23 protein-coding genes and 2 pseudogenes are annotated in these 24586 nt (G+C 71.3%); 19 read left to right on the top strand and 6 right to left on the bottom strand.

Annotated features, from left to right (window positions below; translation table 11 throughout):
• Window positions 1-53: 53 nt before the first annotated feature.
• From GFH48_RS17800 to GFH48_RS17765, 8 genes are all read left to right on the top strand, one after another.
• Entirely contained in the window at window positions 54-1505 is a 1452-nt protein-coding gene (locus GFH48_RS17800; protein ID WP_153289209.1) for a menaquinone biosynthesis decarboxylase, read from the top strand.
• Window positions 1502-2404 carry a menaquinone biosynthesis prenyltransferase MqnP gene (gene mqnP, locus GFH48_RS17795; RefSeq protein WP_153289208.1) on the top strand — a complete coding sequence of 301 codons (903 nt, stop codon included), beginning with the start codon at window positions 1502-1504 and terminating at the stop codon, window positions 2402-2404. Before GFH48_RS17800 ends, mqnP begins: the two co-directional genes overlap by 4 nt.
• Window positions 2405-2435: 31 nt before the next feature.
• On the top strand, window positions 2436-3119 hold the full coding sequence (locus GFH48_RS17790; protein WP_153289207.1) for a UbiX family flavin prenyltransferase: 684 nt from the start codon (window positions 2436-2438) through the stop codon (window positions 3117-3119).
• Between the two features lie 160 nt (window positions 3120-3279).
• Window positions 3280-3735, top strand: coding sequence for an Lrp/AsnC family transcriptional regulator (locus GFH48_RS17785; protein WP_153289206.1), 456 nt, complete (start codon window positions 3280-3282; stop codon window positions 3733-3735).
• Window positions 3736-3921: 186 nt separating this feature from the next.
• Complete coding sequence (gene mqnE, locus GFH48_RS17780) at window positions 3922-5085, top strand: aminofutalosine synthase MqnE (RefSeq protein WP_153289205.1); 1164 nt, start codon at window positions 3922-3924, stop codon at window positions 5083-5085.
• Between the two features lie 119 nt (window positions 5086-5204).
• The gene (locus GFH48_RS17775; RefSeq protein ID WP_153289204.1) at window positions 5205-5744 is read left to right on the top strand and encodes a GNAT family N-acetyltransferase; all 540 of its coding nucleotides are present in this window, start codon (window positions 5205-5207) and stop codon (window positions 5742-5744) included.
• Window positions 5745-5839: 95 nt separating this feature from the next.
• On the top strand, window positions 5840-6142 hold the full coding sequence (locus GFH48_RS17770) for a DUF4229 domain-containing protein (RefSeq protein WP_153289203.1): 303 nt from the start codon (window positions 5840-5842) through the stop codon (window positions 6140-6142).
• 84 nt (window positions 6143-6226) lie between these two features.
• Entirely contained in the window at window positions 6227-6886 is a 660-nt protein-coding gene (locus tag GFH48_RS17765; protein WP_153289202.1) for a TetR/AcrR family transcriptional regulator, read from the top strand.
• 180 nt (window positions 6887-7066) lie between these two features.
• On the opposite strand, the gene GFH48_RS17760 is transcribed toward GFH48_RS17765, so the two are convergent.
• Window positions 7067-8020 carry a MaoC family dehydratase gene (locus tag GFH48_RS17760; RefSeq protein ID WP_407698644.1) on the bottom strand — a complete coding sequence of 318 codons (954 nt, stop codon included), beginning with the start codon at window positions 8018-8020 and terminating at the stop codon, window positions 7067-7069.
• A gap of 293 nt (window positions 8021-8313) precedes the next feature.
• On the opposite strand from GFH48_RS17760, the gene GFH48_RS17755 reads away from it, so the two are divergent.
• Entirely contained in the window at window positions 8314-10212 is a 1899-nt protein-coding gene (locus GFH48_RS17755) for an AMP-dependent synthetase/ligase (RefSeq protein ID WP_153289201.1), read from the top strand.
• A gap of 172 nt (window positions 10213-10384) precedes the next feature.
• On the opposite strand, the gene GFH48_RS17750 is transcribed toward GFH48_RS17755, so the two are convergent.
• A complete protein-coding gene (locus tag GFH48_RS17750; RefSeq protein ID WP_148009945.1) occupies window positions 10385-10588 on the bottom strand; it encodes a cold-shock protein in 204 nt (67 codons plus the stop codon).
• A gap of 343 nt (window positions 10589-10931) precedes the next feature.
• On the opposite strand from GFH48_RS17750, the gene GFH48_RS17745 reads away from it, so the two are divergent.
• From GFH48_RS17745 to GFH48_RS39195, 5 genes are all read left to right on the top strand, one after another.
• The gene (locus tag GFH48_RS17745; protein WP_153289200.1) at window positions 10932-11780 is read left to right on the top strand and encodes a menaquinone biosynthetic enzyme MqnA/MqnD family protein; all 849 of its coding nucleotides are present in this window, start codon (window positions 10932-10934) and stop codon (window positions 11778-11780) included.
• Window positions 11781-11881: 101 nt separating this feature from the next.
• Complete coding sequence (locus GFH48_RS17740; RefSeq protein WP_153292967.1) at window positions 11882-13666, top strand: serine/threonine-protein kinase; 1785 nt, start codon at window positions 11882-11884, stop codon at window positions 13664-13666.
• A 94-nt stretch (window positions 13667-13760) separates the two neighbouring features.
• Window positions 13761-14561 carry a prepilin peptidase gene (locus GFH48_RS17735; protein WP_153289199.1) on the top strand — a complete coding sequence of 267 codons (801 nt, stop codon included), beginning with the start codon at window positions 13761-13763 and terminating at the stop codon, window positions 14559-14561.
• A 71-nt stretch (window positions 14562-14632) separates the two neighbouring features.
• The gene (gene mqnC, locus GFH48_RS17730) at window positions 14633-15832 is read left to right on the top strand and encodes a cyclic dehypoxanthinyl futalosine synthase (protein WP_153289198.1); all 1200 of its coding nucleotides are present in this window, start codon (window positions 14633-14635) and stop codon (window positions 15830-15832) included.
• 7 nt (window positions 15833-15839) lie between these two features.
• A complete protein-coding gene (locus GFH48_RS39195) occupies window positions 15840-16286 on the top strand; it encodes an imidazolonepropionase-like domain-containing protein (RefSeq protein WP_228121347.1) in 447 nt (148 codons plus the stop codon).
• Window positions 16287-16390: 104 nt separating this feature from the next.
• On the opposite strand, the pseudogene GFH48_RS17725 reads toward GFH48_RS39195, so the two are convergent.
• Window positions 16391-17221 (bottom strand): annotated as a pseudogene (locus GFH48_RS17725) (hydrolase); the annotation flags it as partial.
• A gap of 322 nt (window positions 17222-17543) precedes the next feature.
• Here GFH48_RS17725 and GFH48_RS17720 point away from each other — a divergent pair.
• The 4 genes and pseudogenes from GFH48_RS17720 to GFH48_RS17705 all read left to right on the top strand — a co-directional run bounded on the left by GFH48_RS17720 (window position 17544) and on the right by GFH48_RS17705 (window position 20455).
• Entirely contained in the window at window positions 17544-18020 is a 477-nt protein-coding gene (locus tag GFH48_RS17720) for a hypothetical protein (RefSeq protein ID WP_153289197.1), read from the top strand.
• 142 nt (window positions 18021-18162) lie between these two features.
• Window positions 18163-18870: pseudogene (locus GFH48_RS17715) on the top strand (glycosyltransferase family 2 protein); the annotation flags it as partial.
• A 29-nt stretch (window positions 18871-18899) separates the two neighbouring features.
• Window positions 18900-19691: an acyltransferase family protein gene (locus tag GFH48_RS17710; protein WP_153289196.1), complete on the top strand. Its 792-nt coding sequence runs from the start codon at window positions 18900-18902 to the stop codon at window positions 19689-19691.
• A gap of 71 nt (window positions 19692-19762) precedes the next feature.
• A complete protein-coding gene (locus GFH48_RS17705) occupies window positions 19763-20455 on the top strand; it encodes a demethylmenaquinone methyltransferase (RefSeq protein WP_153289195.1) in 693 nt (230 codons plus the stop codon).
• Here the strand turns inward: GFH48_RS17705 and GFH48_RS17700 are convergent.
• Both GFH48_RS17700 and GFH48_RS17695 read right to left on the bottom strand, forming a co-directional pair.
• Window positions 20445-20789, bottom strand: a complete 345-nt coding sequence (locus tag GFH48_RS17700) for a PASTA domain-containing protein (RefSeq protein WP_153289194.1) — start codon at window positions 20787-20789, stop codon at window positions 20445-20447. The two genes, GFH48_RS17705 and GFH48_RS17700, sit on opposite strands and share 11 nt — an antisense overlap.
• Before the next feature lie 95 nt (window positions 20790-20884).
• Window positions 20885-21391 (bottom strand): GNAT family N-acetyltransferase, encoded by a 507-nt coding sequence (locus tag GFH48_RS17695; protein WP_153289193.1) that lies wholly within the window; start codon window positions 21389-21391, stop codon window positions 20885-20887.
• A 99-nt stretch (window positions 21392-21490) separates the two neighbouring features.
• On the opposite strand from GFH48_RS17695, the gene GFH48_RS17690 reads away from it, so the two are divergent.
• The gene (locus GFH48_RS17690; protein ID WP_153289192.1) at window positions 21491-22786 is read left to right on the top strand and encodes a geranylgeranyl reductase family protein; all 1296 of its coding nucleotides are present in this window, start codon (window positions 21491-21493) and stop codon (window positions 22784-22786) included.
• Between the two features lie 809 nt (window positions 22787-23595).
• Here GFH48_RS17690 and GFH48_RS17685 read toward each other — a convergent pair.
• Window positions 23596-24435: a C40 family peptidase gene (locus GFH48_RS17685; RefSeq protein WP_153289191.1), complete on the bottom strand. Its 840-nt coding sequence runs from the start codon at window positions 24433-24435 to the stop codon at window positions 23596-23598.
• Window positions 24436-24586 lie beyond the last annotated feature (151 nt).

The following is a 24586-nucleotide window of genomic DNA, read 5'->3' as shown; positions in this document are numbered from 1 at the left end:
GCGACGGTGGGGCGCACGCAGCCGCCGCAGAGGCCTCGGCGATACTGGAACGCATGGCTTACGACGATCTTCGCTCCCTGCTGCGGGCACTGGAGCGAGAGGGTGACCTCAAGCGCATCAAGGCCGAGGTGGACCCCTACCTGGAGGTGGGGGAGATCGTCGACCGCGTGCAGAAGGCGGGCGGCCCCGCGCTGCTCTTCGAGAACGTGCGCGGCTCCGCCATGCCGCTCGCCATGAACGTCTTCGGAACCGACCGGCGCCTGCTCAAGGCCCTCGGGCTGAAGTCGTACGGCGAGATCTCCGAGAAGATCGGCGGACTGCTCAGGCCCGAGCTGCCGCACGGATTCGTGGGGGTGCGCGAGGCCTTCGGGAAGCTCGGCGCGATGGCCCACGTACCGCCGAAGAAGGTCAAGGAAGCGCCGGTGCAGGAGGTCGTCCTGCGCGGTGACGACGTCGATCTCGACGCGCTGCCCGCCCTCTTCACCTGGCCCCAGGACGGCGGCTCCTTCTTCAATCTGGGGCTGACCCACACCAAGGATCCCGAGAGCGGCATCCGCAATCTCGGCCTCTACCGTCTGCAGCGCCACGACAAGCGCACCATCGGGATGCACTGGCAGATCCACAAGGACAGCCGCAACCACTACCAGGTCGCGGCACGCAGGGGGGAGCGGCTGCCCGTCGCGATCGCCTTCGGCTGTCCGCCCGCCGTGACGTACGCCTCCACCGCCCCGCTGCCCGGTGACATCGACGAGTACCTCTTCGCCGGGTTCATCCAGGGCAAGCGGATCGAGATGGTGGACTGCAAGACCGTTCCGCTCCAGGTTCCCGCGCAGGCCGAAGTGGTCCTGGAGGGGTGGCTGGAGCCGGGCGAGACGCTGCCCGAGGGGCCGTTCGGCGACCACACCGGGTTCTACACGCCGCAGGAGCCCTTCCCGGCGCTGACCATCGACTGCGTGACCATGCGGAAGCGGCCGCTGCTCCAGTCCATCGTCGTGGGGCGGCCGCCGACCGAGGACGGCCCGCTGGGCCGGGCCACCGAGCGCTTCTTCCTGCCCCTGCTGAAGATCATCGTCCCGGACATCGTGGACTACCACCTGCCCGAGGCGGGCGGCTTCCACAACTGTGCGATCGTCGCGATCGACAAGAAATACCCCAAACACGCCCAGAAGGTGATGCACGCCGTCTGGGGCGCCCACATGATGTCCCTCACGAAACTCATCGTGGTCGTCGACTCCGACTGCGACGTCCACGATCTGCACGAGGTCGCGTGGCGGGCCCTGGGCAACACCGACTACTCCCGCGACCTCACCGTCGTGGAAGGTCCCGTCGATCACCTCGACCACGCCTCCTACCAGCAGTTCTGGGGCGGCAAGGCGGGTATCGACGCGACGAGGAAATGGCCCGAGGAGGGCTACACCCGGGACGGCGGCTGGCCCGAGATGGTGCTGTCCGACCCGCAGACGGCAGCGACGGTCGACCGCCGCTGGAAGGAGTACGGGCTGTGAGTTCAGCTTCCGCGGCGCTCCCGCAGCCGGGCCGCACCAAGGCGTTCCTGCGCCTCGTCATGATCGAGCACTCGGTGTTCGCGCTGCCCTTCGCGTACATCGCGGCGCTGACCGCGATGTACGAGCTGGACGAGAACATCCACTGGGGACGGCTGTTCCTGGTGACCGTCGCGATGGTCGGGCTGCGTACCTTCGCGATGGCGGCGAACCGGATCATCGACCGCGAGATCGACGCCCGCAACCCCCGCACCGCCCACCGCGAACTCGTCACCGGCGCGATGAGCGTGAAGCACGCCTGGACCGGCGCCCTGGTCGCCCTGGTCTTCTTCCTGGGCGCGGCGGCCCTGCTGAACCCGCTCTGCCTGGCGCTCGCGCCCGTCGCCGTGATCCCGATGGTGGTGTACCCCTACGGCAAGCGGTTCACGAACTTCCCGCAGGCCATCCTGGGGCTGGCCCAGGCGATGGGACCCATCGGCGGCTGGCTGGCGATCACCGGCGAGTGGTCGTGGAACGCGGTGATCCTGGGGCTCGCGGTCGGCGTCTGGATCGGCGGCTTCGACCTGATCTACGCCTGCCAGGACGTCGAGACGGACCGCGAGGTCGGCGTGCTGTCCGTCCCCGCGCGCTTCGGCATTCCCGCCGCCGTCCGCGGGGCGCGCGTCTGTCACGCCGTCACCACGGCGCTCTTCGTCTGGTACGCCCTCGCCACCGACGCGGGTGTCTTCTTCTGGTTCGGCCTGGTGATCGTCGCGGCCGCCTTCCTCTACGAGCACAGCATCGTCAAGCCGCACGACCTGTCCCGGCTGAACCGCGCGTTCTTCAGTGTCAACGGATTCATCGGCATCGCTCTGTTCGTGTGCGCCCTGCTCGATCTGCTGGTCCGCGGCCTCACGGTCTGAATCCCGGCAGTCGCCGGATACCCTCGACACCATGAAGCCAGGACAGACGCAGCGCCGGCCTTGGATCGTGGGGGTGTCCGGCGCGTCCGGTACGCCGTACGCCGCCGCCGTGCTGCGGGCGCTGCTGGCGGCGGGCGAGAGCGTGGACCTGGTCGTGAGCAGGGCCTCGCGGCTCACGCTCCTGGACGAGACCGGGCTCTCCTTCCGCGACGCCCACTGGCGGGACGACCTGCGGGAATGGCTGGCACGGGGCGCGGACGGCAAGCCCGGCACCTTCGACGCCTTCGAGGAGCACCTCGACGCGGTACGGCACTGGAGCGCGGGCGACCTGGCGGCGGGACCGTCCTCGGGTTCGTACCCCGCGCAGGGCATGCTCATCGTGCCCGCCTCGACGGCCTGTGTGGCGGGGGTCGCCCTCGGTCTGTCGAAGGACCTGCTGCAGCGGGCCGCGAGCGTGACCCTCAAGGAGGGGCGCCGGCTGGTCGTCTCGGTACGCGAGACCCCGCTGAGCGGGCAGACGCTGCGCCACCTGGTCTCCCTGGACGACGCGGGCGCGACGGTGCTGCCCGCCTCGCCCGCCTTCTACGCGGGCGCCACGCACATCCAGGACCTGGTGGACTTCGTCGCCGGGCGGGTGCTGGACGCGGCGGGCGTCGAACACCGGTTGTACCGCCGGTGGGAGGGCGAACTCGGCGGTGGCTCGCGCGCGACCTGAGCACCGGCGCAGCCGCCACCCCGCAGCACCATCCGGCAGCACCCGGTACCACCCCGGTACCTCGTCAGCACCACCCCGGCAGGACCGAACGACAGCGCACGACCCAGCGGACCTCACACACTTCAGGACCCACACACTTCAGCGGAAGGCTAGCGATCGCATGGACGCGGTGGACAGGCAGCTCATCCAGGCCCTGAGAGAGAACGGCAGAGCCTCCTACGCCGAGCTGGGGCGCCTCGTCGGTCTGTCGGGGCCCAGCGTCACCGACCGCATCAACCGGCTGGAGGCGGCCGGCGTCATCATCGGGTACCGCGCCACCGTCGACTCCGCCTCGCTCGGTCTCGGCGTCACCGCCCTGATCGGCATCTCGCTGTCCGACGCGGCCGACCACGAGGACGTCGCCCACCGCATGCGGGACCTCGGCGAGATCGAGGACTGCTGGTTCATCGCGGGCGACGACTCGTTCATGCTCAAGGTGCGGGCGAGCGACGTGGACGGCCTGGAGAAGACCATCCGGCGGCTGTCCGGAACGAAGGGCGTCTCCAGGACCCGTACGACGATCGTCCTCTCGACGAAGTGGGAGAACCGGGTGGGGGAGCTGCCCGAGGAGGAGTAGTGCCCCGACGGGGCGAACGCCGCCCGCCGCGGCACCAGGAACTGCTCCCGCGGGCGTCGGCGAGGGGCGGTCCCTCGGGGGCGGGCCCCCTCCCGTACGCGCGCCGGTCCCCTCCGGCGGGGCCGTGAACCGGCGGCGACCTGGCTGGGCGTACGGTTGGGGGGTCTGTCGGAGAAAGGTGTGAGCATGGATGTCGGGCTCAAGCGCGAGCTGGAGGACAAGGTCCGGGCCGGTGAGCGGCTGACCCGCGAGGACGGCATCGCGCTCTACGAGTCGGACGATCTGGCCTGGCTGGGCGGACTCGCCCACGAGGTGCGCACGCGGAAGAACGGCGACGTCGTCCACTTCAACGTCAACCGCCACCTCAACATGACGAACGTGTGCACCGCGTCGTGCGCCTACTGCTCGTTCCAGCGCAAGCCGGGCGAGAAGGACGCGTACACGATGCGCATCGAGGAGGCCGTCCGCCTCGCCAAGGCGATGGAGAACGAGCACCTCACCGAGCTGCACATCGTCAACGGCCTGCACCCGAACCTCCCGTGGCGCTACTACCCGCGCTCCCTCAGCGAGCTGAAGAAGGCGCTGCCGAACGTCTCGCTGAAGGCGTTCACGGCGACGGAGATCCACCACTTCGAGACGATCTCGGGCATGTCGGCCTCCGACATCCTGGACGAGCTGATCGAGGCCGGCCTGGAGTCGCTGACCGGTGGCGGCGCGGAGATCTTCGACTGGGAGGTGCGGCAGCACATCGTCGACCACCGCACCCACTGGGAGGACTGGTCGCGCATCCACCGCCTCGCGCACTCCAAGGGCCTCAAGACCCCCGCGACGATGCTGTACGGGCACATCGAGGAGCCCCGCCACCGCGTCGACCACGTCCTCAGGCTCCGTGAGCTGCAGGACGAGACCGGCGGCTTCCAGGTGTTCATCCCGCTGCGCTACCAGCACGACTTCGTGGACGTGAAGGACGGCAAGGTCCGCAACAAGCTCCAGGCCCGCACCCAGATGGCGACCGGCGCCGAGGCGCTGAAGACCTTCGCGGTCTCCCGGCTGCTGTTCGACAACGTCCCGCACGTCAAGGTGTTCTGGGTCATGCACGGCGTACAGACCGCGCAGCTCGCCCTGCAGCACGGCGCGGACGACATGGACGGCTCGGTCGTCGAGTACAAGATCACGCATGACGCGGACAACTACGGCACCCCGAACAAGCTGACGCGCGAGGACCTGCTCGACCTGATCCGCGACGCCGGCTTCCGCCCCGTGGAGCGCAACACCCGCTACGAGATCATCCGCGAGTACGACGGCGCGGACCCGGCACGCCGGGACGAGCCGCAGCCGATGCGCGTCTGAGGTACGGGGGGCTCGCGCCGGCCGCTGTTCCGGCGTACCGGCGCGCGCCGACCGCTGTTCAGCCCGGCGACCCCCGTGGTTGACGGAGCTCCGACCTCGATGTCCTAGCCTGGGTGACCGTGCCACTGACGTTCACCCTCTTCACCGAGGACACGAAGCCGACCCCGGCCCTGCCCGACCAGTTGCTCGCGCTCTGGACGGATGTCTCCAACGCGGGCGGCGCGGTCGGTTTCGTGCCGCCGGTGACCCCCGCCGACATACGCCCCCGCGCCGAGGCCCACCTCAGCGCCATGGCCGAGGGCCGCACCCGGCTCCTGGCCGCGTTCACCGCCGACGGCCGGCTCGCCGCCACCGCCTTCCTCTCCTTCAACGACCACCCCCTGATGCGTCACTGGGCGTGGCTCTACACGGTCATGGTCGACCCCGCGCTCCAGGGCCGCGGCTACGGCGCCGAGCTGCTGCGGGAGGCCGAGCGGCAGGCCCGCGACCTCGGCCTCGACGCGCTCCGGCTCACCTGCCGGGGCGGGGAGGGACTGGAACGCTTCTACGCCTCCTGCGGCTACAAGGAGGTGGGCCGGGTGCCCGAGGCGATACGTGTCGCGCCGGGCGACGACCGGGACGACATCGTCATGCTGCTGCCTCTGCCGCGCGTCGAGTGAGGACCCCCTGAGCGATCCGCGCGCCCGGCGTGCTTCACTGGACGGTGCCCTTTGGGAACGTTCGAAACGTATGCGGAACGGAAGAGTGGATTGACATGGGCCGCTACACGCTGATGCGCCTCGGTATCTTCGCAGGCTGCCTCGTGGTCGTCTGGGGCCTCGTCTACTCGGGCATCGCTCCGCGCGGTCTGGGCGACTCCAACTACATGTGGGTGGTCCTGCTCGCCCTGGTGATCTCCGCGCCGATCAGTTTCGTCGTGCTGCGCAAGGAGCGCGACCGGGCCTCGGCCCAGGTCGTCGCACGCGTGGACCGCGCCAGGGCCAACCTGGAGGAGAACCGCCGCCAGGAGGACCACGTGGACGACGCGACTCGCGGCGCGCAGAGCCAGACCTCCTGACACCCCCGCACCGTCGGCCGCACGGCTCGCGGCCCCGGCTTCCTCGGTGCCGGTGAGGCCGCGGCCGATCGTACGCTTGCCCGTATGGGTGCTGTGAAGAACAAGCGGATGCCCCGTGCGGTGCGCGAGCAGCAGATGCTGGACGCCGCTGTGCGGACCTTCGGGCAGCGGGGATACCGGTCCGCGTCGATGGACGAGATCGCCGATCTGGCAGGCGTGTCCAAGCCGTTGGTGTACCTGTACCTCAACTCCAAGGAAGACCTGTTCACCGCCTGCATCCGGCGTGAGGCCGTGGCGCTGACCGCCGCGGTGCGCGCGGGCGTCGGACCGGGACTGACCGCCGACCGCCAACTGTGGGAAGGTCTGCGGGCGTTCTTCACCCATACGGCACAGAACCCCGACGGGTGGTCGGTGCTGCACCGTCAGGCGCGCACGCACGGCGAGCCGTTCGCGGCCGAGGTCGCCGCGATGCGCGAGGAACTCGTCGCCTTCGTCACCGAGTTGATCCTGGTCGCCGCGCGCGAGGCGCACCGTGATCCGTCCCTGCCCGAGCACGAGGTCGCCGGGCTCGCCGAGGCCCTCGTGGGCGCCGCGGAATCCCTCGCGGCCTGGGCCAACGCCACACCGGGCGTCTCCGCGAAGCAGGCCGCGGCGACCCTGATGAACTTCGCCTGGGCGGGCCTGGGCGGCCTCATGGAGAACCGCCCCTGGTCGCCACCGCCGCCGCTCGACAGCCACGGGTAGTCCTGGCGCGGAGCCTGTCCGGCGTCCGGGTGCGTCTGGCCCGGACCGGGCCGGAACCCGTCCCGGCGTCCGCGCCCGCGTGCGCCCGGCCCGGACCGGCGTGGGGCCGGCCCTGGCGTGGAGCGTGTCCCGGCGTCCGCGCCCGCGTGTGTTCGACCCGGACCCGGCTCGGCGCCCGGCCTAGACCCGGCCGGGGTCCGCGGGGCGCACCTCCCCGGTGAGGTGCGGGCGGCCCGGGTCGCCCGGGGCTCGGAGCTCGAAGGCGGGGCCGTCGGCCGCGTAGGTGACGGTGCCCGGCAGGAGGACGGGGGCCTTGAAGTCCGCGTGTACGCGCACCGGTCCCTGCGGTCCCTGTTCCGCGAGACAGCGGGCGACGGTCCACATGCCGTGCGCGAGGGGCCGGGGGAAGCCGAAGAGGCGTGCGGTGAACGGGTACAGGTGGAGGGGATTGCGGTCCCCCGACACGGCGCCGTAGCGGCGTCCGACGTCGCCGCCGAGACGCCATTCGGCGCGGGCGGGGAGGGGGCGCGTCACCGCGTCCGCGTTCCCGGCGGGTGCCGGTGCCGGTGGTGGTGCCGGTTCGGTGGCCGCCGAGAGGGCGCCCCCGGGGGACCGGTGCCGTGCCAGATACGTGCTTCTCGACGCCCACACGAGTTCGCCGCCCGCTCGCGCCTCGGTCACGACGCGCGCCTCGGTCCCGCGGCGGTGCGGTGCGAGCCCCTCGACGTGCACGGCGAGTTCGTACGTCCCGGTGGCGGCCGCTGCCCGCCGCTGCCCGATCTCGATCGACGTGTGGACCAGCCCGAGCAGCGGCAGCGGGAACGGGCGGCTCGCCATGAGCCGCATGGCGAGCGGGAAGCCGAGGACATGCGGGTACGTGACCGGGAGCGCGTCCGACCCGGTGGCGAAGCCGCAGATGCGCTCGTAGGCGGCCAGGTGGGCGAGGTCGACGCGGAGGTCCTGGAGGACGAGGCGGTCCGGGGGGACGGGGGCGTCCGCGCGGGGGTGCTTGAAGGGGGAGAGGAGGGCGCCGCGAAGAAGGTGGGGGGTCAGGGCCGGGGGTGCGGTGAGGGTGCGGGTAGCGGTGCCGGGGGAGGGGCGGGCGGTCATGAAGAGCTCATGGCGGTCGGCCATTGTCCAACTCCCAGTGAGGACGTGAATTTACCCTGGAGTAAGTTACCCAGGGTAAGACTACGTCACCGGCCAGGTCCGGGTCCCCTCGACCGCCGGACGGGCGGGTGTGCCGGTCCGCCCTGGCTACCTCGGGTAACTCGCACCTCGCCCGCCCCGGAAGCCCACAAACCCCACACTCCGGCCCCGTACGATCCCGCACGCCGCTGCCTCGCATGAACCCCCCGCCCGCCGGCCCCGTATGAGGCTGCGGCCCCCCACACCGTCCTGGTTCCGGCAGACGAAGGAGTCGCCCCGTGCCCAGCCCGTACCACTCCCCGCCCTCCCTCGTGGAGCCCGAGATCAGGCGGTTGGACGGCATCGTGCGCGAGGTGTCCGTGCCGCCCCTGGCCGCGCCGGTGACCCATGGCTCGCTCGCCGACATCCCGTTCGACAACGCCGGCGAGGCCCCCGGGGAACCGGTCCTCAGCCGCAAGGACGCCGACGGCGGCTGGAAGGACGTGACGGCGGCCGAGTTCGCCGCCGAGGTGCTGGCGGTCGCGAAGGGCCTGATAGCCGAGGGGCTGGCGCCGGGCGACCGTATCGCGATCATGGCCCGGACGACGTACGAGTGGACGCTGCTGGACTTCGCCGCCTGGGCGGCCGGGCTCGTCACCGTGCCCGTCTATCCGACCTCCTCCGCCTTCCAGGTCCGCTGGATCCTCCAGGACTCGGGAGCCGTCGCCCTCGCCACGGAGACCGTGGCCCAGGCGTCCGCGCTCGGCCCGGAGCGCGACCGCATCCCCGACCTGCGGCACATGTGGGTCTTCGAGAAGGGGCATGTGGAGCGGCTGGCCGAGCGGGGCCGGGACGTCCCTGACCAGGAAGTCGCCGTGCGCCGGGGCGTGCTGGGCCCCGACACGCTCGCCACCGTCATCTACACCTCGGGCACGACCGGCCGTCCCAAGGGCTGCGTACTCACCCACGGCAACTTCTTCGCCGAGATCGACAACGCGATCGAGCTGCTCCACCCGATCTTCAGGAGCAGGACGTCGGACGCCGCGTCCATGCTCCTCTTCCTGCCCCTCTCGCACGTCTTCGGACGGATGGTCGCGGTGGCCTGTCTGCGGGCCCGGGTGCGGCTGGGGCACGCGCCGAGCCTGCGTACCGAGGACCTGCTCGCCGACCTGGCGAGCTTCCGGCCCACGTTCCTGCTGGCCATCCCGTACGTCCTGGAGAAGGTGTTCAACACCGGCCGGGCGACGGCCGAGAAGCTGGGCCGCGGCGCGTCCTTCGACCGGGCGGCACGCATCGCCTGCCGTTACGGCGAGGCGGTCGAGGCCCGGCAGCACGGCACCGGCCCGGGTCCCTCCCGCGCCCTGCGAGTGGCCCGCGCCCTCTACGACCCGCTCGTCTACCGGCGTATCCGCAACGCGCTCGGCGGCAAGGTCCGTTACGCGATCTGCGGCGGCTCCCCGCTGGGCCGCCGCCTCGCCGCGTTCTACGCGGGCGCCGGCATCGACATCTACGAGGGGTACGGGCTGACGGAGGCCACCGCGGCCGCCACGGTCACGCCGCCGCTCAAACCCCGGCTGGGAACGGTGGGCTGGCCGATGCCGGGCACCCGGGTACGGATCGCGGGCGACGGTGAGGTCCTGCTGAGCGGCGGACAGATCTTCCGCGGCTACTGGGATCCGCACGCGGGCGGGGTGGTCGGCGCCGCTCCCGACGGCTGGTTCGCCACCGGTGACATCGGCGAGCTGGACGACGGGGGCTATCTGTCCATCACCGGCCGCAAGAAGGAGATCCTGATCACCGCGGGCGGCAAGAGCGTGGCCCCCGCGCCCCTGGAGAACTGGCTCCGCTCGCACCCCCTGATCGCCCAGTGCATCGTGCTCGGGGACCGCCGGCCCTACGTCACCGCTCTCGTGACCCTCGACCTCGACGGCATCACCCACTGGCGGCAGATGATCGGCAAGCATCCCGTGCCGCCGGAACTGCTCGTCGACGATCCCGAACTGAACGTCATCATCCAGCGCGCGATCGACGAGGCCAACAAGCTCGTCTCCCGCCCCGAGTCCATCCGCCGCTTCGCCGTCCTCCCGGTGGACTTCACGGAGGAGGCCGGTCATGTGACCCCCACCCTGAAGCTCAAGAGGGCCGCGATCGAACGGGACTTCGGCAAGGAGATCGAGAGCCTGTACCTGAAGCAGTGAAGCAGTGAAGCAGTGAAGCAGTGAAGCCGTGAAGCCGTGAAGCCGTGAACCGTGGGGCGTGATGCCTGGCGAGCGGTGGGAAAGGCAGGAGCCCCGCGACCGGCTGGCGCGGGGCTCCTTGGGTACTGCTATCCGTTCCGGATCAAAGCATTGGGCTCATGGAGCCGAAGGCTTAGAGCGGGGTGACGTTCTCCGCCTGCGGGCCCTTCGGACCCTGCGTGACGTCGAAGGAAACCGCCTGGTTCTCTTCGAGAGAGCGGAATCCGCTCGCGTTGATCGCGGAGTAGTGGACGAAGACGTCCGGGCCGCCGCCTTCCTGGGCGATGAAACCAAAGCCCTTTTCGGCGTTGAACCACTTCACGGTTCCGGTAGCCATAAGCCCTCCTTGGGCCCAAAGGGTTGCCCTGCTCCAGAACCTGCGATTGTGTAAACAACTGCATACGTCTGAAAACGACAAGAGCCCGCGGTCACATGCTCCGCAGGCTCTGTACTGCAAGGGAAACCAAACTGCAACTTGCGGCGAGCCTAGCACGCAGGCAGCCGAAAGCAATAGGGGGAAAGATCACGTCACCCGGATGTCCGACCCGTCCGGCGCGTACGTTGACATCGTGCTGTCGGCCCACCGTCGCGAGGTGACCGGAGGGGGGTCGCGGCGGCCGCTGAAGCCTCGCGGGGACCCTGAGGACTGCACCGTACCGCATGGGGTCTAGCCTCGCGATGTGGACAATTCTCGCACCCGGCCGCGCGTCGGCCACATCCAGTTCCTGAACTGCCTGCCCCTCTACTGGGGGCTCGCGAGAACGGGCACGCTCCTCGACTTCGAGCTCACCAAGGACACCCCGGAGAAGCTCAGCGAGAAACTGGTGCGGGGCGACCTCGACATCGGGCCCATCACGCTCGTCGAGTTCCTCAAGCACGCCGACGAGCTGGTGGCCTTCCCCGACATCGCGGTCGGCTGCGACGGCCCGGTGATGTCCTGCGTGATCGTCTCGAAGGTCCCGCTGGACCAACTGGACGGCGCCAGGGTCGCCCTCGGCTCGACCTCTCGTACGTCAGTACGCCTGGCGCAGTTGCTGCTGGCCGAGAGCGTGGGGGTCCAGCCGTCCTACTACACGTGCCCGCCCGACCTCAGCCTGATGATGCAGGAGGCCGACGCCGCCGTCCTCATCGGTGACGCGGCGCTGCGGGCCAATCTGCTCGACGGCCCGAAGTTCGGCCTCCAGGTGCACGACCTCGGCACCCTGTGGAAGGAGTGGACGGGACTTCCGTTCGTCTTCGCCGTGTGGGCCGCCCGCCGCGACTACCTGGAACGCGAGCCGCTCGTCACCCGCAAGGTGCACGAGGCCTTCCTCTCCTCCCGGGACCTCTCCCTCGACGAGGTCTCCAAGGTCGCCGAACAGGCCGCGCGCTGGGAGGCCTTCGACGAGCGGGTCCTGGAGCAGTACTTCACCACGCTCGACTTCCGCTTCGGTGCCCCGCAGCTGGCGGCCGTGCGGGAGTTCGCCCGGCGGGTCGGCTCGACCACCGGGTTCCCGGCGGACGTACGGGTGGAGCTGCTGAAGTCCTGAGGCCGTGAAGCCCTGGGGCTCCGGGCGTTCGGAGGCGTACGGAACTACCCTGCTGGGCAGTGCGTCCAGTGCGTACGGGGGAGGGATGAGCTGTGAGTGTCATGCAGCCGCTCGGAGTCGACGAACCCACGGTCGTGGGGCCCTACCGGCTGCTCGGCCGGCTCGGCTCCGGCGGCATGGGGCGCGTGTACCTGGGCCGCAGCGCGGGCGGACGTACGGTCGCGGTCAAGATCGTGCACCCGCACTTCGCGCTGGACGAGGAGTTCCGTGCCCGGTTCCGTCGCGAGGTCGAGGCCGCGCGGCGGGTGGGCGGCGCGTGGACGGCGCCGGTCCTGGACGCGGACCCGGAGGCACCGGTGCCCTGGGTCGCGACCGGATACGCGGCCGGTCCCTCGCTCGCGGCCGCCGTCGCGGACGCCGGCCCGCTGCCCGTTCCGTCCGTACGGGTGCTGGGCGCGGGCCTCGCCGAGGCGCTCGGGGCGGTGCACGTGCTCGGCCTCGTCCACCGCGACGTCAAGCCGTCCAACGTCCTGCTGACCCTCGACGGCCCCCTCCTCATCGACTTCGGCATCGCCCGCGCGACCGACGGCACGGCCTCGCTCACCTCGACGGGCGTCTCCGTCGGCTCGCCCGGCTACATGTCGCCGGAGCAGATCCTCGGCAAGGCGGTCACGGGCGCGGCCGACGTCTTCTCGCTCGGCGCGGTGCTGGTGTACGCGGCGACGGGGGAGTCCCCCTTCCCCGGTGACTCCTCGGCCGCCCTCCTCTACAAGGTGGTGCACGAGGAACCCCGGCTCGGCTCCCTGGAGGGCGAGCTGCGGGACCTGGCGGCGGCCTGTCTGGCGAAGAACCCGGCCGGCCGGCCGGCCCCCGCCGAGGTGGCCGCGCGACTGGCTCCCGGCGGAGCGGCGCGCTCGGTGACGGCGGGATGGCTGCCGGGACCCCTGGTCGAGCAGGTCAGCCGCGGCGCGGTGCAGTTGCTGAACCTGGAGGCGGCGGAGGCCGCGCCGCCGGGACCGGTGGGGTTCGACAGCCCTTCGGCGGGCTCGGACTCCGGCCCCGGGACGCCGGGGAGCGGCACTTCGCGCGCCGGGACACCGCAGGTGGGGACATCGGGAGCCGGCCCGCACGCGACCGGCGGAGTCTTCGGGCCGCCGCCGTCCATGCCCCCGTACCCCGACCGGCCCGCGCACCCCGCGCACCCCACGTACGTACCGGACCAGCGCGAGCCCAGGGACGCGGCCGAGGCCAGGACCGGCCACTCCACCGGCCCCGGCCGCGAGCCCGGCAAGCTCTCCGTCAGTCTGGCCACGACCTCGGTCCCCGGTACGGACGGCCGTGGGCGCAGGGTCAGTTGCACGCTCGCCCTCGCGGTCGCCGGAGCACTCGCGGCGGTGACGGTGGGCTCGGCGTTCCTCTTCGACCTGCTGCCGGGCGGCGATCATTCCTCGGACTCCGGCGGCGCCGACTCGACGGCGAGCCGTCCGGCGGCGTCGCCGGACACCTCCGGCCCGGCGGACACGGAGCCCGGTCCGGTGCCCGCGAAGTACCTCGGCACCTGGGAGGGCGACGGCTACGCGCTGGACGGGAAGCTGCCCGCGGGCACGTTCCGCGTCACCCTGCACCGCGCCGCCGCGGGCGAGGAAGTGGGCACGTTCCGGTCGACCGATCTGATCGGCGGCGTCTGCGAGGACGTACTCGTGCTGAGGAAGGTCACGGACCAGCGGCTCACCGCGACGAGCGTCGCCAGGAAGTCCAACCCCGGCACCTGCACGACCGGCAGCCACGAGGTGCGGCTGACACCGGCCGGGGGCGACCTCAAGTACGACACCGACAACCCGGACGCGGGCGATCCGGTGGCCCGGATGTCGAAACTGCCCAACTAGCCGACCGCGCACCGGCCATGGCTCCCGGGCGGCGGCGACGGACCGTGGGAGGCACGCCCTGCCCGGACCGCGGCCGGCTGCGTAGGGTGGGCGCGTGGACCCCGTTCTCTGGCTGACCGCCGTCGCCGCCGCCTGGGGCGCGGCCGTGGGAGTGCTCGTGCCACGGGCCGCCCACCGCTTCTCCGTCGAGCCGGACGAGGCATGGCGGGACCGGTGTCCCGGCGGACACACCATCACCGGTGTCGCGGGCGGCTGGCTCGGACCCGCCCGCTGCGCCGAGTGCGCCGGCCGTACGGTGCCGGTGGCGTCCGGTGCCGCGGGGCGTCCGCCACGGCTCGCCGCCGCGGCGTCGTACGGGCCGCGCACGCCTCTCGTGGCCCTCACCACCGCGCTGGTCTGCGCCGGCCTGTCGCTCGCCACCGGCACCCGCCCCGAGCTGGGCGCCTGGCTGCTGCTCGCACCGCTCGGCGTGCTGCTCGCGCTCGTGGACTTCGGGGTGCAGCGGCTGCCGGACGTGCTCACCCTGCCGCTCGCGGGTCTCGCGCTCGCGCTGCTGGGCGCGGCCGCCGTCGTCCCCGAGCACACCGGGGACTGGCCGACCGCCCTGTTCGGGGCACTCGCGCTGGGCTGCGCCTTCTTCCTCCTCTTCCTCGTCAACCCGAACGGCATGGGGTTCGGGGACGTGAAGCTCGCGGTGGGCCTCGGGGCGGTGCTCGGCTGGTACGGATGGGGAACCGTCGTCCTCGGGACCTTCGCCGGGTTCCTGTTCGGGGGGCTGTACGGACTGGGGCTCGTCCTCGCGCGCCGCGCCGGGCGCAGGACATCGATCCCGTTCGGGCCGTTCCTGATCGCCGGTGCGTACGTCGGACTGCTGATGGGGGCGTACGCGGCCTGACGTCGGGCGTCCGGCGGGGCTGGCGTAGGCTGGCCAGGTCCGTCCACACCCTTATGAAAGGGACGCTCCCGGTGACCGAGAAGGCCGACCTTCAGTCCGTCCTCGACCGTGCCGCCGAGGGTGGGCGCATCACCCCGGAAGAGGCGCTCGACCTCTACCGTGACGCCCCGCTGCACGCGCTGGGCGCCGCCGCCGACGCCGTACGCCGCCGCAGGTACGCCGGCACCGAGCACATCGCGACGTACATCATCGAGCGGAACATCAACTACACGAACGTGTGCGTCACGGCGTGCAAGTTCTGCGCGTTCTACGCCGCGCCCAAGGACACCGCCAAGGGCTGGACCCGCGACCTCGACGACATCCTGCGCCGCTGCGCGGAGACCGTCGAACTCGGCGGCACCCAGATCATGTTCCAGGGCGGACACCACCCGGACTACGGCGTGGAGTACTACGAGAAGCACTTCTCCGCGATCAAGGAGAACTTCCCCCAGCTGGTCATCCACTCGCTGGGAGCCTCCGAGGTCGAGCACATGGCCAGGATCTCCGAGGTGAGCGTCGAGGAGGCCATCACCCGCATCCACCAGGCGGGCCTGGACTCCTTCGCGGGCGCCGGCGCCGAACTGCTGCCCGCCCGGCCGCGCAAGGCGATCGCCCCGCTCAAGGAGTCCGGCGAACGCTGGCTGGAGATCATGGAGACCGCGCACGGGCTGGGTGTCGAGTCGACCTCGACGATGCTCATGGGCACCGGTGAGACCAACGCCGAACGCATCGAACACCTGCGGATGATCCGCGACGTACAGGACCGGACCGGCGGTTTCCGCGCCTTCATCCCGTACACCTACCAGCCCGAGAACAACCACCTCAAGGGCCGTACGCAGGCCACGCTCTTCGAGTACCTGCGCATGATCGCGATCGCCCGGCTCTTCTTCGACAACGTGGCCCACATCCAGGGTTCCTGGCTGACCACCGGCAAGGAGGTCGGCCAGCTCTCGCTGCACTACGGCGCGGACGACCTCGGCTCGATCATGCTGGAGGAGAACGTCGTCTCCTCGGCGGGCGCCAAGCACCGCTCCAACCGCATGGAGATCATCGACCTGATCCGCAAGGCCGGGCGCGTGCCCGCCCAGCGGGCCACGACCTACGAGCACATCGTGGTCCACGACGACCCGGCGGACGACCCGGTCGACGAGCGGGTCATGTCGCACATCTCGTCCACCGCGATCGCGGGCGGCACCGCCCACCCCGAGCTGAAGCTGCTCGCGTCCAACTGACCCCGTCGTGCTGACCATTCACGCCGCCGACGAGCTGCGCCTTCGCTGGGACACGGAGCCGGTGCGGGACGGCGCGGTCGCCGTGCGGGGGGACCGGGTCGTGGGGGCCGGACCCCTGAGCGAGCTGCGGGAACGCTTTCCGGAGGCGAGGCTGAGGCGCTGGCCCGGCGTGCTCGGGCCCGCGCTGGTCCACGAGGGCCCGCTGCCGCAGGCGCCGTCCCCGCGCGAACGGCTGCACGCGGTCCTGAAGTCGGGCTCCACCGCCGTACTGGAGCGGTACACGGACACCGCCGAACTGAGGGCCGCCGCCGTCCGCAACGAGATCGCCGTGCTTCCCCGGGTCCGTGAGAGCGTGATCGTCGACACCGGACGCGCCGACCTCGCGGTGTTCGACACGGACGGCGCGTGCGTCGCGACCGTGTGCGCCGGCCGGCTGGTGCACCGACGCCGCTGAGCCGCTGCGGCCCGGCGGCCGCCCCCACTGTTCCGCTCGGCCGCCCCCACGGTTCCGCTCGGCCGTCGGCGCCTTTCCGCCGGCCGTCGACCCGGTGCGGTTCGCCCCGCGAAGGCCCGCGCGAACGCCCCCGGACTCTGCCTCACCCCACTGCAGTCGGTGGCCGCGCCGTCGGAGGCCGCGTCGTCGCCGGAGCACTGCCGGTCCCGGAACGTCGACCACATCGACACCCAGGCGATTCCCTTCTCCTCGGCGAAGGCCCGCACCCGGGCCGCGTCCGCGAGTCCGGACGTCTCGCCCGCCACGTCGTTGTCCCCGATCATCGAGGTGAGCGCGAGCCCCTGCCAGGCCGCCGCGCTCGACAGCCCGAAGACGTCCTCCAGCTGGTCATGGGCCGCCAGGGCGGCGGTCTCCGTGTAGTCACCCATGTCACCGGTGTACGAACTCCCGTAGTTCATCGTCATGACGTTCACGGTGGAGACCCGCACGGTGTGGTCGTTCGCGGACTCGAGCAGCGCGATCGCCTCGGAACGCAGGGCGACCGAGGCGGAGTCGGTCAGTACGGCGCCCTCGACGTCGAAGTCGGCCCGGGTCGACCCGACGGCGTCGAGCGCCGCGACACGGGACTTCACGGCCGCGTCGCCGACGGCGTCCGTCCCGTTCCACCGGGGCACGCAGCCACCACCGCCCGAGATCACGAAGGCCAGATTGTAGAGGGCCGGGGACCCCGTCGCGTCCGTCGCGGAGGCCGCGGTGGCGCTCACATAGGGCGCGTACGAGGTGGTGGGTGCCGTCGTCGCCGTACTGGTCGGCGTACCGGTCTTCGCGGCGCCCCCGGGTGCCGCGTCCGTGGTGTCGGCGCCGGAGGAGCACCTCGCGGCGGCCAGGGCCAACAGCCAGACGAGCCCCGCGGCCGGCCTCAGGGAACTCCTCATCGCGTACGCACCCGCTCTCGTGAATTCCGTCCCGGGACGAAAAAAATGCGATTCCGGAACCCAGAGGTGACACATTCGAGGGCTGTTCCCGAATACGGGGGCCCATGGGGGCCATGGGTGACCCTTGAGCGGCCCACGAAAAGGAGGGCGCGAACCGGAAGAGTCGGACATGCCATCGGGGCATAGGGTTCATATCCATCCGCCTCGAACCGTGCCGCCGTTCGGGGATTCCCCCAGAGAACGGACAGTCTGGGCCGCGTTTCATCGGTGCCTCACATGAACCAGAGAATTGGACACATAAAGGCGTCCTGACGTCCGGGGAATGCAATCCGAGTCAGCCGTCGAAAACCGCGCTCAAGGGCGCGGCCGCCGTCGCGAACGCGGCAACGGGCCCGACGAAGGCCCCGTGTTCGTGGACAACTCCGGGCGCAGGGCCCACCTGCTCCGCAGAATCAGCGTGCTGGCCGGTGCGGTCTGCCTCGGCTACGCGCTCGTTCTCGGCATGACCTTCATGGGCTGGGGCACCTCGCTCACCCCGTCCTCGCTGTTCCCGTTCAGCGGCGACCGGGCCGGCTCCGCACCCGGGGGCGCGTTCCCGCCGCGGGGCGGAGCGGCTCCCACCGGGCCCGGGGGCGGAGCGACGCCCACCGGGCCCGGGGGCGGAGCGACGCCCACCGGGCCCCGGGGCGGAGCGACGCCCACCGGCAGGCCTACCGCCACCTCGCCGTCGGGTGCGCCCAGCGGCGCCTCCTCCCCGGCCCCGGCCCCCTCCGAGTCCGCCTCCCCCGGCGCCCACTGACGGGAACGGGCCCCCATGACTTCGACGACGCCCTCACGCGGCCGCCGGCGTGCCCCCTCCAGGATGGAGCGGGCTGCGGGCCGGGCCGCGGCGCTGCAGAAACCGCGCGTGATCAGCTGGCCCTCGCGGGCGCGGCGGGGGTCACCACCGGCAGCGCGACAGGAGACGCGGCAGGGGCGGCAGATTCAGCTGGGGACCGACGGTCACCCGCCCGGTGACCGTGATCGTGCCCGCGTACAACGAGAAGGAGTGCATTGCCAACACCCTTGACTCACTGGCGAGGAGCACGCATCCGATCGAGATCATCGTCGTCGACGACGGTTCGACGGACGGCACGTCCGAGATCGCCGAGTCGTCGGGCATGTCGAACGTCCGTGTCATCCGCCGGCAGAACGCGGGCAAACCGTCCGCTCTCAACAACGGCGTGCGCAACGCGAGTCACGACATCGTCGTGATGATGGACGGCGACACCGTCTTCGAGCCGGACGCGGTGCACCAGCTCGTACAGCCCTTCGCGGACCCGGAGGTCGGTGCCGTCGCGGGCAACGCCAAGGTCGGCAACCGCGACACCCTCATCGGAGCCTGGCAGCACATCGAGTACGTGATGGGCTTCAACCTCGACCGCCGCATGTACGACCCGCCGCGCTGCATGCCGACTGTCCCGGGCGCGATCGGCGCGTTCCGCCGGGACGCGGTGCTGGAGGTCGGCGGCATGAGCGAGGACACCCTCGCCGAGGACACCGACATCACCATCGCTCTGCACCGGGCGGGCCGGCGCGTCGTCTACCAGGAGCACGCCAGGGCCTGGACTGAGGCGCCCGCCTCGCTGAAACAGCTCTGGAGCCAGCGCTCTGGGGGTTCTTCGTCGTCGTCGTCGCGATGCTGGTCCACGACTGGATGCCGGGCTGGCAGATCGTCTTCTGGATCGTGCCGGTCGGCGATCCTCCGGGCGACGCGTGGGGCACCCAGGCCCGGGAGATCCTCTGGTACCTCAGGACGTATCTCTGGTTCGTCCTGCTGTCACCGCTCCTCCTGAAGGTCTTCCGCCGGGCGCCCGTCCCGGCCCTGCTGCTCTCCCTCGTCCCGGTCGTGGTCCTCCGGTGCGGATGGCAGCCGCCGTACGACCGCTTCGGCGGCGGCCTCACGGACTTCGCCACCTTCCTGTTCTGCTGGCTGGCCGGGTTCGCGCACCGCGAGGGCGTGCTCCGGCGTCCCAGGCCCGCCCCGGTGATCGCGGCCTCGCTGGCGCTGCTCGCCCTCGGCGGCTGGTACGCCTTCGCGCACCAGGCGGAGTACGGCACCTACGACCTCGACGAGATCCCGGTCGCGCAGGCCTTCTGGTCGGCCGGCTTCGTCATGCTCCTGATGTACGTCAAGGCCCACTACCGCGTCGACTTCGCCCGGCTCGCCCGCTTCAGGCGGCTCGACCGGACCGTGACGATCTTCAACGGGCGGGCGGTGACGATCTATCTGTGGCACGAGATCGCCCTGGTGGCCGCCGTTCCGCCGATCGACCGGTTCTGGAAGGTGCCCGCCTTCGAGAAGTGGCTGCCGCTGGAGAGCCATTGGTTCATGCTCGGGGTCGGTTGGGTGCTGATCTGGATCGCGATCCCGCTGTTCGGCTGGGTCGAGGACGTCGCGGCCAGGAAGAAGCCGCGACGGTTCCCCTGAGCGGGCGTACGGGAGCCGTGTACGGGCCGGGCGCCGCAGAGCCGTCCGGCCCGTGCTGCCACAATGGCACCGTGACCCGCGCATCCCTGGACAAGCAGCCGCACGAAGTCGCCTCGATGTTCGACGACGTGGCGGAACGGTACGACCTGACGAACGACCTGCTGTCGCTCGGCCAGGACCGGGTGTGGCGCAGAGAGGTCGCGAAGGCGGTCGACGCGCGCCCCGCGCAGAAGATCCTGGACCTGGCGGCCGGTACGGCGACCTCGTCGCTCCCCTTCGCCCGCACCGGCGCGTACGTCGTCCCGTGCGACTTCTCCCTCGGCATGCTCCGGGTCGGCAAGAAGAACCACCCCTGGCTGCCCCTGACCGCCGGTGACGCGACGAAGCTGCCCTTCAAGGACGACACCTTCGACGCGGTGACGATCTCCTTCGGTCTGCGCAACGTCCAGGACACCGACACGGCGCTGAGCGAGCTGTACCGGGTGACCAAGCCGGGCGGCCGGGTCGTGATCTGCGAGTTCTCGCACCCGACCTGGGCACCCTTCCGCACGGTCTACACCGAGTACCTGATGCGGGCGCTGCCGCCGGTCGCCCGCGCGGTGTCGTCCAACCCCGACGCGTACGTCTATCTCGCCGAGTCCATCCGGGAGTGGCCCGACCAGCCCGCCCTGGCGGAGCGGCTGCGCAAGGCCGGCTGGTCGAAGGTGGCGTGGCGGAACCTGACGGGTGGCGTGGTCGCCCTGCACCGGGGCTTCAAGGCCTGACGGTTCTCAGCACCTCGAACGGGTCTTCCGGCTCGTCGAGCTCACGGCGCAGCCCGCCCGACGGCGGGAGCGGCAGCCGGGGTTCACGCACGCCGGTGCCTCCCCCGGCGTCACCGAGCTCGAACCACACGGTGACCACGGCACCGCGGGGGATCTCGGACCCCGGCGGCGGGTACTGGCGTACGACGTGGTCGACGACGGTGAGAGAGAAGTCGGGCCGGTCGGGCGCGGCGAGCAGCACACCACGCGCCTCGGCCCTCTCCCGCGCGTCCACGGCCATCAGGCCGATGAGCCGCGGTACGCGCACTTCGGGTGTCTCGGGTGTCAGGCGCACGGACGTCACCCCCCAGCGGTACCGGCAGGGTAAGCCCCGGCCGGTCCCTGGCGGAAGGCGTCAGCGGCCCTCGCGCGAGCCGTCGGGGTGAGCCGTCAGAGGGTGAGCCGGTAGCAGTGCGCGGCGTCCTCCCGCGTGGGATGGGCGAAGACCTCGGCCAGTTCCATGCCCACGCGCCGGGTCACGGCGATCGACCGCTCGTTGGCGGGTCTGACCATGGCCACGACCCGGGGGACACCCGCCGCCCGCACCCGCTCCAGGGTCGTCAGCGCGGCCGCGGTGACGTACCCCTTGCCCCAGTGCGCCCGCCCGAGCCGCCAGCCGATCTCGATCTCGCCCGTGGGCCCCCACTCGCCCGGCCACGGCTGCGCACCCGTGAAGCCGAGCACCTCGCCCTCGGAGTCGACGATCGTCCACAGACAGAACCCGAGCTCGGCGTCGTGCCGCCGCTGCCGCGCGGTGAGCTCTTCGTACACGGACAACTCGGCCGCCCGGCCGCCGTGGAACGCCATGACCTCGGGGTCGGCGAAGATCCGGTGCCAGGCGAACGCGTCCTCGTCGGTGGGGACGCGGAGCCGGACGTCGGGGAGAGCTCGGTTCACGGGGGCAGCCCTTCAGCCAGGTCATCAGTACCGCTGCATAGACTGCCCATGTCCAGTGCCCGTCAGCACGCAGATTTCGAGTCTTGGGGAGACCCCGCCGTGACCGAGCCCCAACCCCTCTCCGAAAACACCGCAGATGTGATCGTCGTCGGGGCTGGACCAGCCGGTTCCACCACCGCGTACTACCTGGCGAAGGCCGGACTCGACGTCCTGCTCCTGGAGAAGACCGCGTTCCCGCGGGAGAAGGTCTGCGGTGACGGGCTGACCCCGCGCGCGACCAAGCAGCTCGTCTCGATGGGCATCGACATCTCCGAAGAAGCCGGCTGGCTGCGGAACAAGGGACTGCGCATCATCGGCGGCGGTGTCCGCCTCCAGCTCGACTGGCCGGATCTCGCGTCGTACCCGGACTACGGGCTCGTCCGCAAGCGTGACGACTTCGACGAGCAGCTGGCACGACAGGCGCAGAAGGCGGGCGCGCGGCTGTTCGAGCGCTGCAACGTCGGCGCCCCGATCATCGACGACCGCACGGGCCGCATCACGGGCGTGCACGCCAAGCTCGGCGACACGGGGGAGAAGCGGGAGGTCACCTTCCACGCGCCGCTGGTCGTCGCGGCCGACGGCAACTCCACCCGCCTCTCGCTGGCGATGGGCCTGCACCGCCGCGAGGACCGCCCGATGGGCGTCGCGGTCCGTACGTACTTCACCTCCCCGCGCCACGAGGACGACTACCTGGAGTCCTGGCTGGAGCTGTGGGACCGCCGGGGCGCCGAGGACCGTCTGCTGCCCGGCTACGGCTGGATCTTCGGCATGGGCGACGGTACGTCCAACGTCGGCCTCGGTGTGCTCAACACCTCCGACTCCTTCAAGGAGCTGGACTGGCGCGAGGTCCTGAAGGCGTGGTGCGCCTCGATGCCGGAGGACTGGGGATACACGCCCGAGAACATGACCGGCCCGATCCGCGGCGCCGCCCTCCCGATGGCCTTCAACCGCCAGCCGCACTACACGAAGGGGTTGTTGCTGGTCGGCGACGCCGGCGGCCTGGTGAACCCCTTCAACGGCGAGGGCATCGCGTACGCCATGGAGTCCGGTCAGATCGCCGCGGACGTCATCGTCCAGGCGCACGCCCGCTCGACGCCCTCCCAGCGTGAACTGGCCCTCCAGCGCTACCCCCGCGTCCTCAAGGACACCTACGGCGGCTACTACACCCTCGGCCGCGCCTTCGTGAAGCTGATCGGCAACCCGAAGGTCATGAAGATCGCGACGCAGCGGGGCCTGACCCACCCCCTCCTGATGAAGTTCACCCTCAAGATGCTGGCGAACCTGACGGACCCGACCGGCGGCGACGCGATGGACCGGATCATCAACGGGTTGTCGAAGGTGGCACCGAAGGCCTGAGGCCGGGACGTCACGCCCGCGGGAAAGGCCGGTGCTCGCGCCCGGCCTCCCCCGCGGGCGTGACGTGTGAGCCCCCCTCCGCGCCGGTCCACCGACCGCCGCGGCGGCGCGCCCCCGCGGCAGCGAGGGGAGAGCCACGGAAGCCGGGACGGTACGAGAGCCGGGACGGACGGCGCGCACGGACGTGCCCGGGACGTGAACAGAACGCCCCACCGCTCCACCCGCGGCAGTTGACCCGTTATGGCCGACTTCGAGTCGCCCCTTCGGAACCGTCGGCACACCCGGCCACGATGACCGCGACAGGCGACAGGCGACAGGCGACAGGCGACAGGCGACGGCGGACGAGAGTGCGAGGCCGGACGCGGGAACAAGGCGAGCGCCGACGCGGGAACAGGGCGAGCCTCGGCGCGGGGGCTGACGCCGGTCCGGACGCGGCAACGGGACGGGCCCGGACGCGGGGCGGAGACAGACCCGGACGCGGGGCGGAGACAGGCCCGGACGCGGCGGGGGCGGACCCGGATCCGGCAACGAGGCGGACCTGTACGTGGGGAGCGGGGTGGCCCCGCACGCGGGAGCGGAGGCGACGCGCCGCTTCGAGGGCGGCCCGCGTCGGCGGGACCGCGAGCGGCGGCGGTCGGTCCGCCCGTCGGGAGGCGCATCCCGGTGGTCGTCCGCGGGTGGCTCTTCCCGGTGCTGTGAGGGCCCTGTGGGGCCCGAACGGGCCGCGATGGCCCCGGGGATACGACGACGGGGACCGCCGCCTTCAGGCGGCGGCCCTCAAGCCGTGGGACTTCGGACGCGGGTGCGGCTCAGAGAACGCGTACCGCGCCGGTGGCCGGGTAGCCCGAAAGGTTCTGGATCACGACACCCTTGGAGGGGTTGGCCGCGTCCAGGTACTGCCCGTTACCGATGTACACACCCACGTGGTACGCCGAACCGGCCGAACCCCAGTACAGGATGTCGCCGACCTGGATGTTGGACAGCGAGACCGGCGTACCGGACGTCGACTGGTCCTGGGAGACGCGCGGCAGGTCGACACCGACCTGCTTGAACGCCGCCTGCACGAGACCGGAGCAGTCCCAGGCGTTGGGCCCCGTCCCGCCCATCACGTAGGCGTCGCCGACCTGCGCCTTGAGGAAGGCGATGACGGTCGCGACGCTGCCGCTGGCCGGCGCCGAGACGGTCGAGGTCGTGGAGGTGGAGGCCGAGGCGGACAGGGTGGTCCGCGCGGCGGAGCGCGAGGCGGCCTGCTCGGCCGCGGCCTTGCGAGCGGCCTCGGCCTTCTTCTTGGCCTCCGCCTTCTTCTTGGCGTCGGCGAGGTCCGCCTTGGCCTGCTTCGCGGCATTTGCGGCTGCCGCGTCGCGCTCGGCCTGCAACTCGTAGTTGGCCGCGGCCTGCTGGGTGGCGTCCGCGGACTGGGCGACCTGGGTCGCGAGGTCGGCCGTCAGGGTCGGCAGTTCAAGAGTCTGCGTCACGGGCTCGGCCGCGCTCGCAGAGCCGGCCGCACCGGCCACGGCCAGGGTGCTGAGAACGCCACCGGCAACTCCGGCGCGCATCGCGAGCGTCGACGCGTTGCGGCGGGGCTTCCGGTGGCTACGTATGTGAGCGGTGTGGGACATGGGTACAACCGGTATCAGGGGCTCCCTCATACCTTCAAGAAACGTGTGGTGCGCCACAGTTGTTCAATCCGCGGCCGAATCCGGGGCGCGTCACTCTTTATTGACGCCGTAACGGGCATTGCGGGCAGAGGTGATCAAGCCTGTGATCATGCCGTTTCCGTAATACGTCCGAATTGCCCTC

Origin of the sequence: Streptomyces fagopyri (assembly GCF_009498275.1) — a bacterium.
GTDB classification, from domain to species: Bacteria; Actinomycetota; Actinomycetes; order Streptomycetales; family Streptomycetaceae; genus Streptomyces; species Streptomyces fagopyri.
Note: the sequence above shows the minus strand (reverse complement) of the source record. Positions and strands in the feature narration are given on the sequence as shown.

Coding starts and splice junctions, on each gene's coding strand:
- GFH48_RS17800 (WP_153289209.1), top strand. CDS start 54: ATGGCTTACGACGATCTTCGCTCCCTGCTGCGGGCACTGGAGCGAGAG.
- GFH48_RS17790 (WP_153289207.1), top strand. CDS start 2,436: ATGAAGCCAGGACAGACGCAGCGCCGGCCTTGGATCGTGGGGGTGTCC.
- GFH48_RS17785 (WP_153289206.1), top strand. CDS start 3,280: ATGGACGCGGTGGACAGGCAGCTCATCCAGGCCCTGAGAGAGAACGGC.
- mqnE (WP_153289205.1), top strand. CDS start 3,922: ATGGATGTCGGGCTCAAGCGCGAGCTGGAGGACAAGGTCCGGGCCGGT.
- GFH48_RS17770 (WP_153289203.1), top strand. CDS start 5,840: ATGGGCCGCTACACGCTGATGCGCCTCGGTATCTTCGCAGGCTGCCTC.
- GFH48_RS17765 (WP_153289202.1), top strand. CDS start 6,227: ATGGGTGCTGTGAAGAACAAGCGGATGCCCCGTGCGGTGCGCGAGCAG.
- GFH48_RS17760 (WP_407698644.1), bottom strand. CDS start 8,020: ATGGCCGACCGCCATGAGCTCTTCATGACCGCCCGCCCCTCCCCCGGC.
- GFH48_RS17750 (WP_148009945.1), bottom strand. CDS start 10,588: ATGGCTACCGGAACCGTGAAGTGGTTCAACGCCGAAAAGGGCTTTGGT.
- GFH48_RS17740 (WP_153292967.1), top strand. CDS start 11,882: ATGCAGCCGCTCGGAGTCGACGAACCCACGGTCGTGGGGCCCTACCGG.
- GFH48_RS17720 (WP_153289197.1), top strand. CDS start 17,544: ATGCAATCCGAGTCAGCCGTCGAAAACCGCGCTCAAGGGCGCGGCCGC.
- GFH48_RS17710 (WP_153289196.1), top strand. CDS start 18,900: ATGCTGGTCCACGACTGGATGCCGGGCTGGCAGATCGTCTTCTGGATC.
- GFH48_RS17685 (WP_153289191.1), bottom strand. CDS start 24,435: ATGAGGGAGCCCCTGATACCGGTTGTACCCATGTCCCACACCGCTCAC.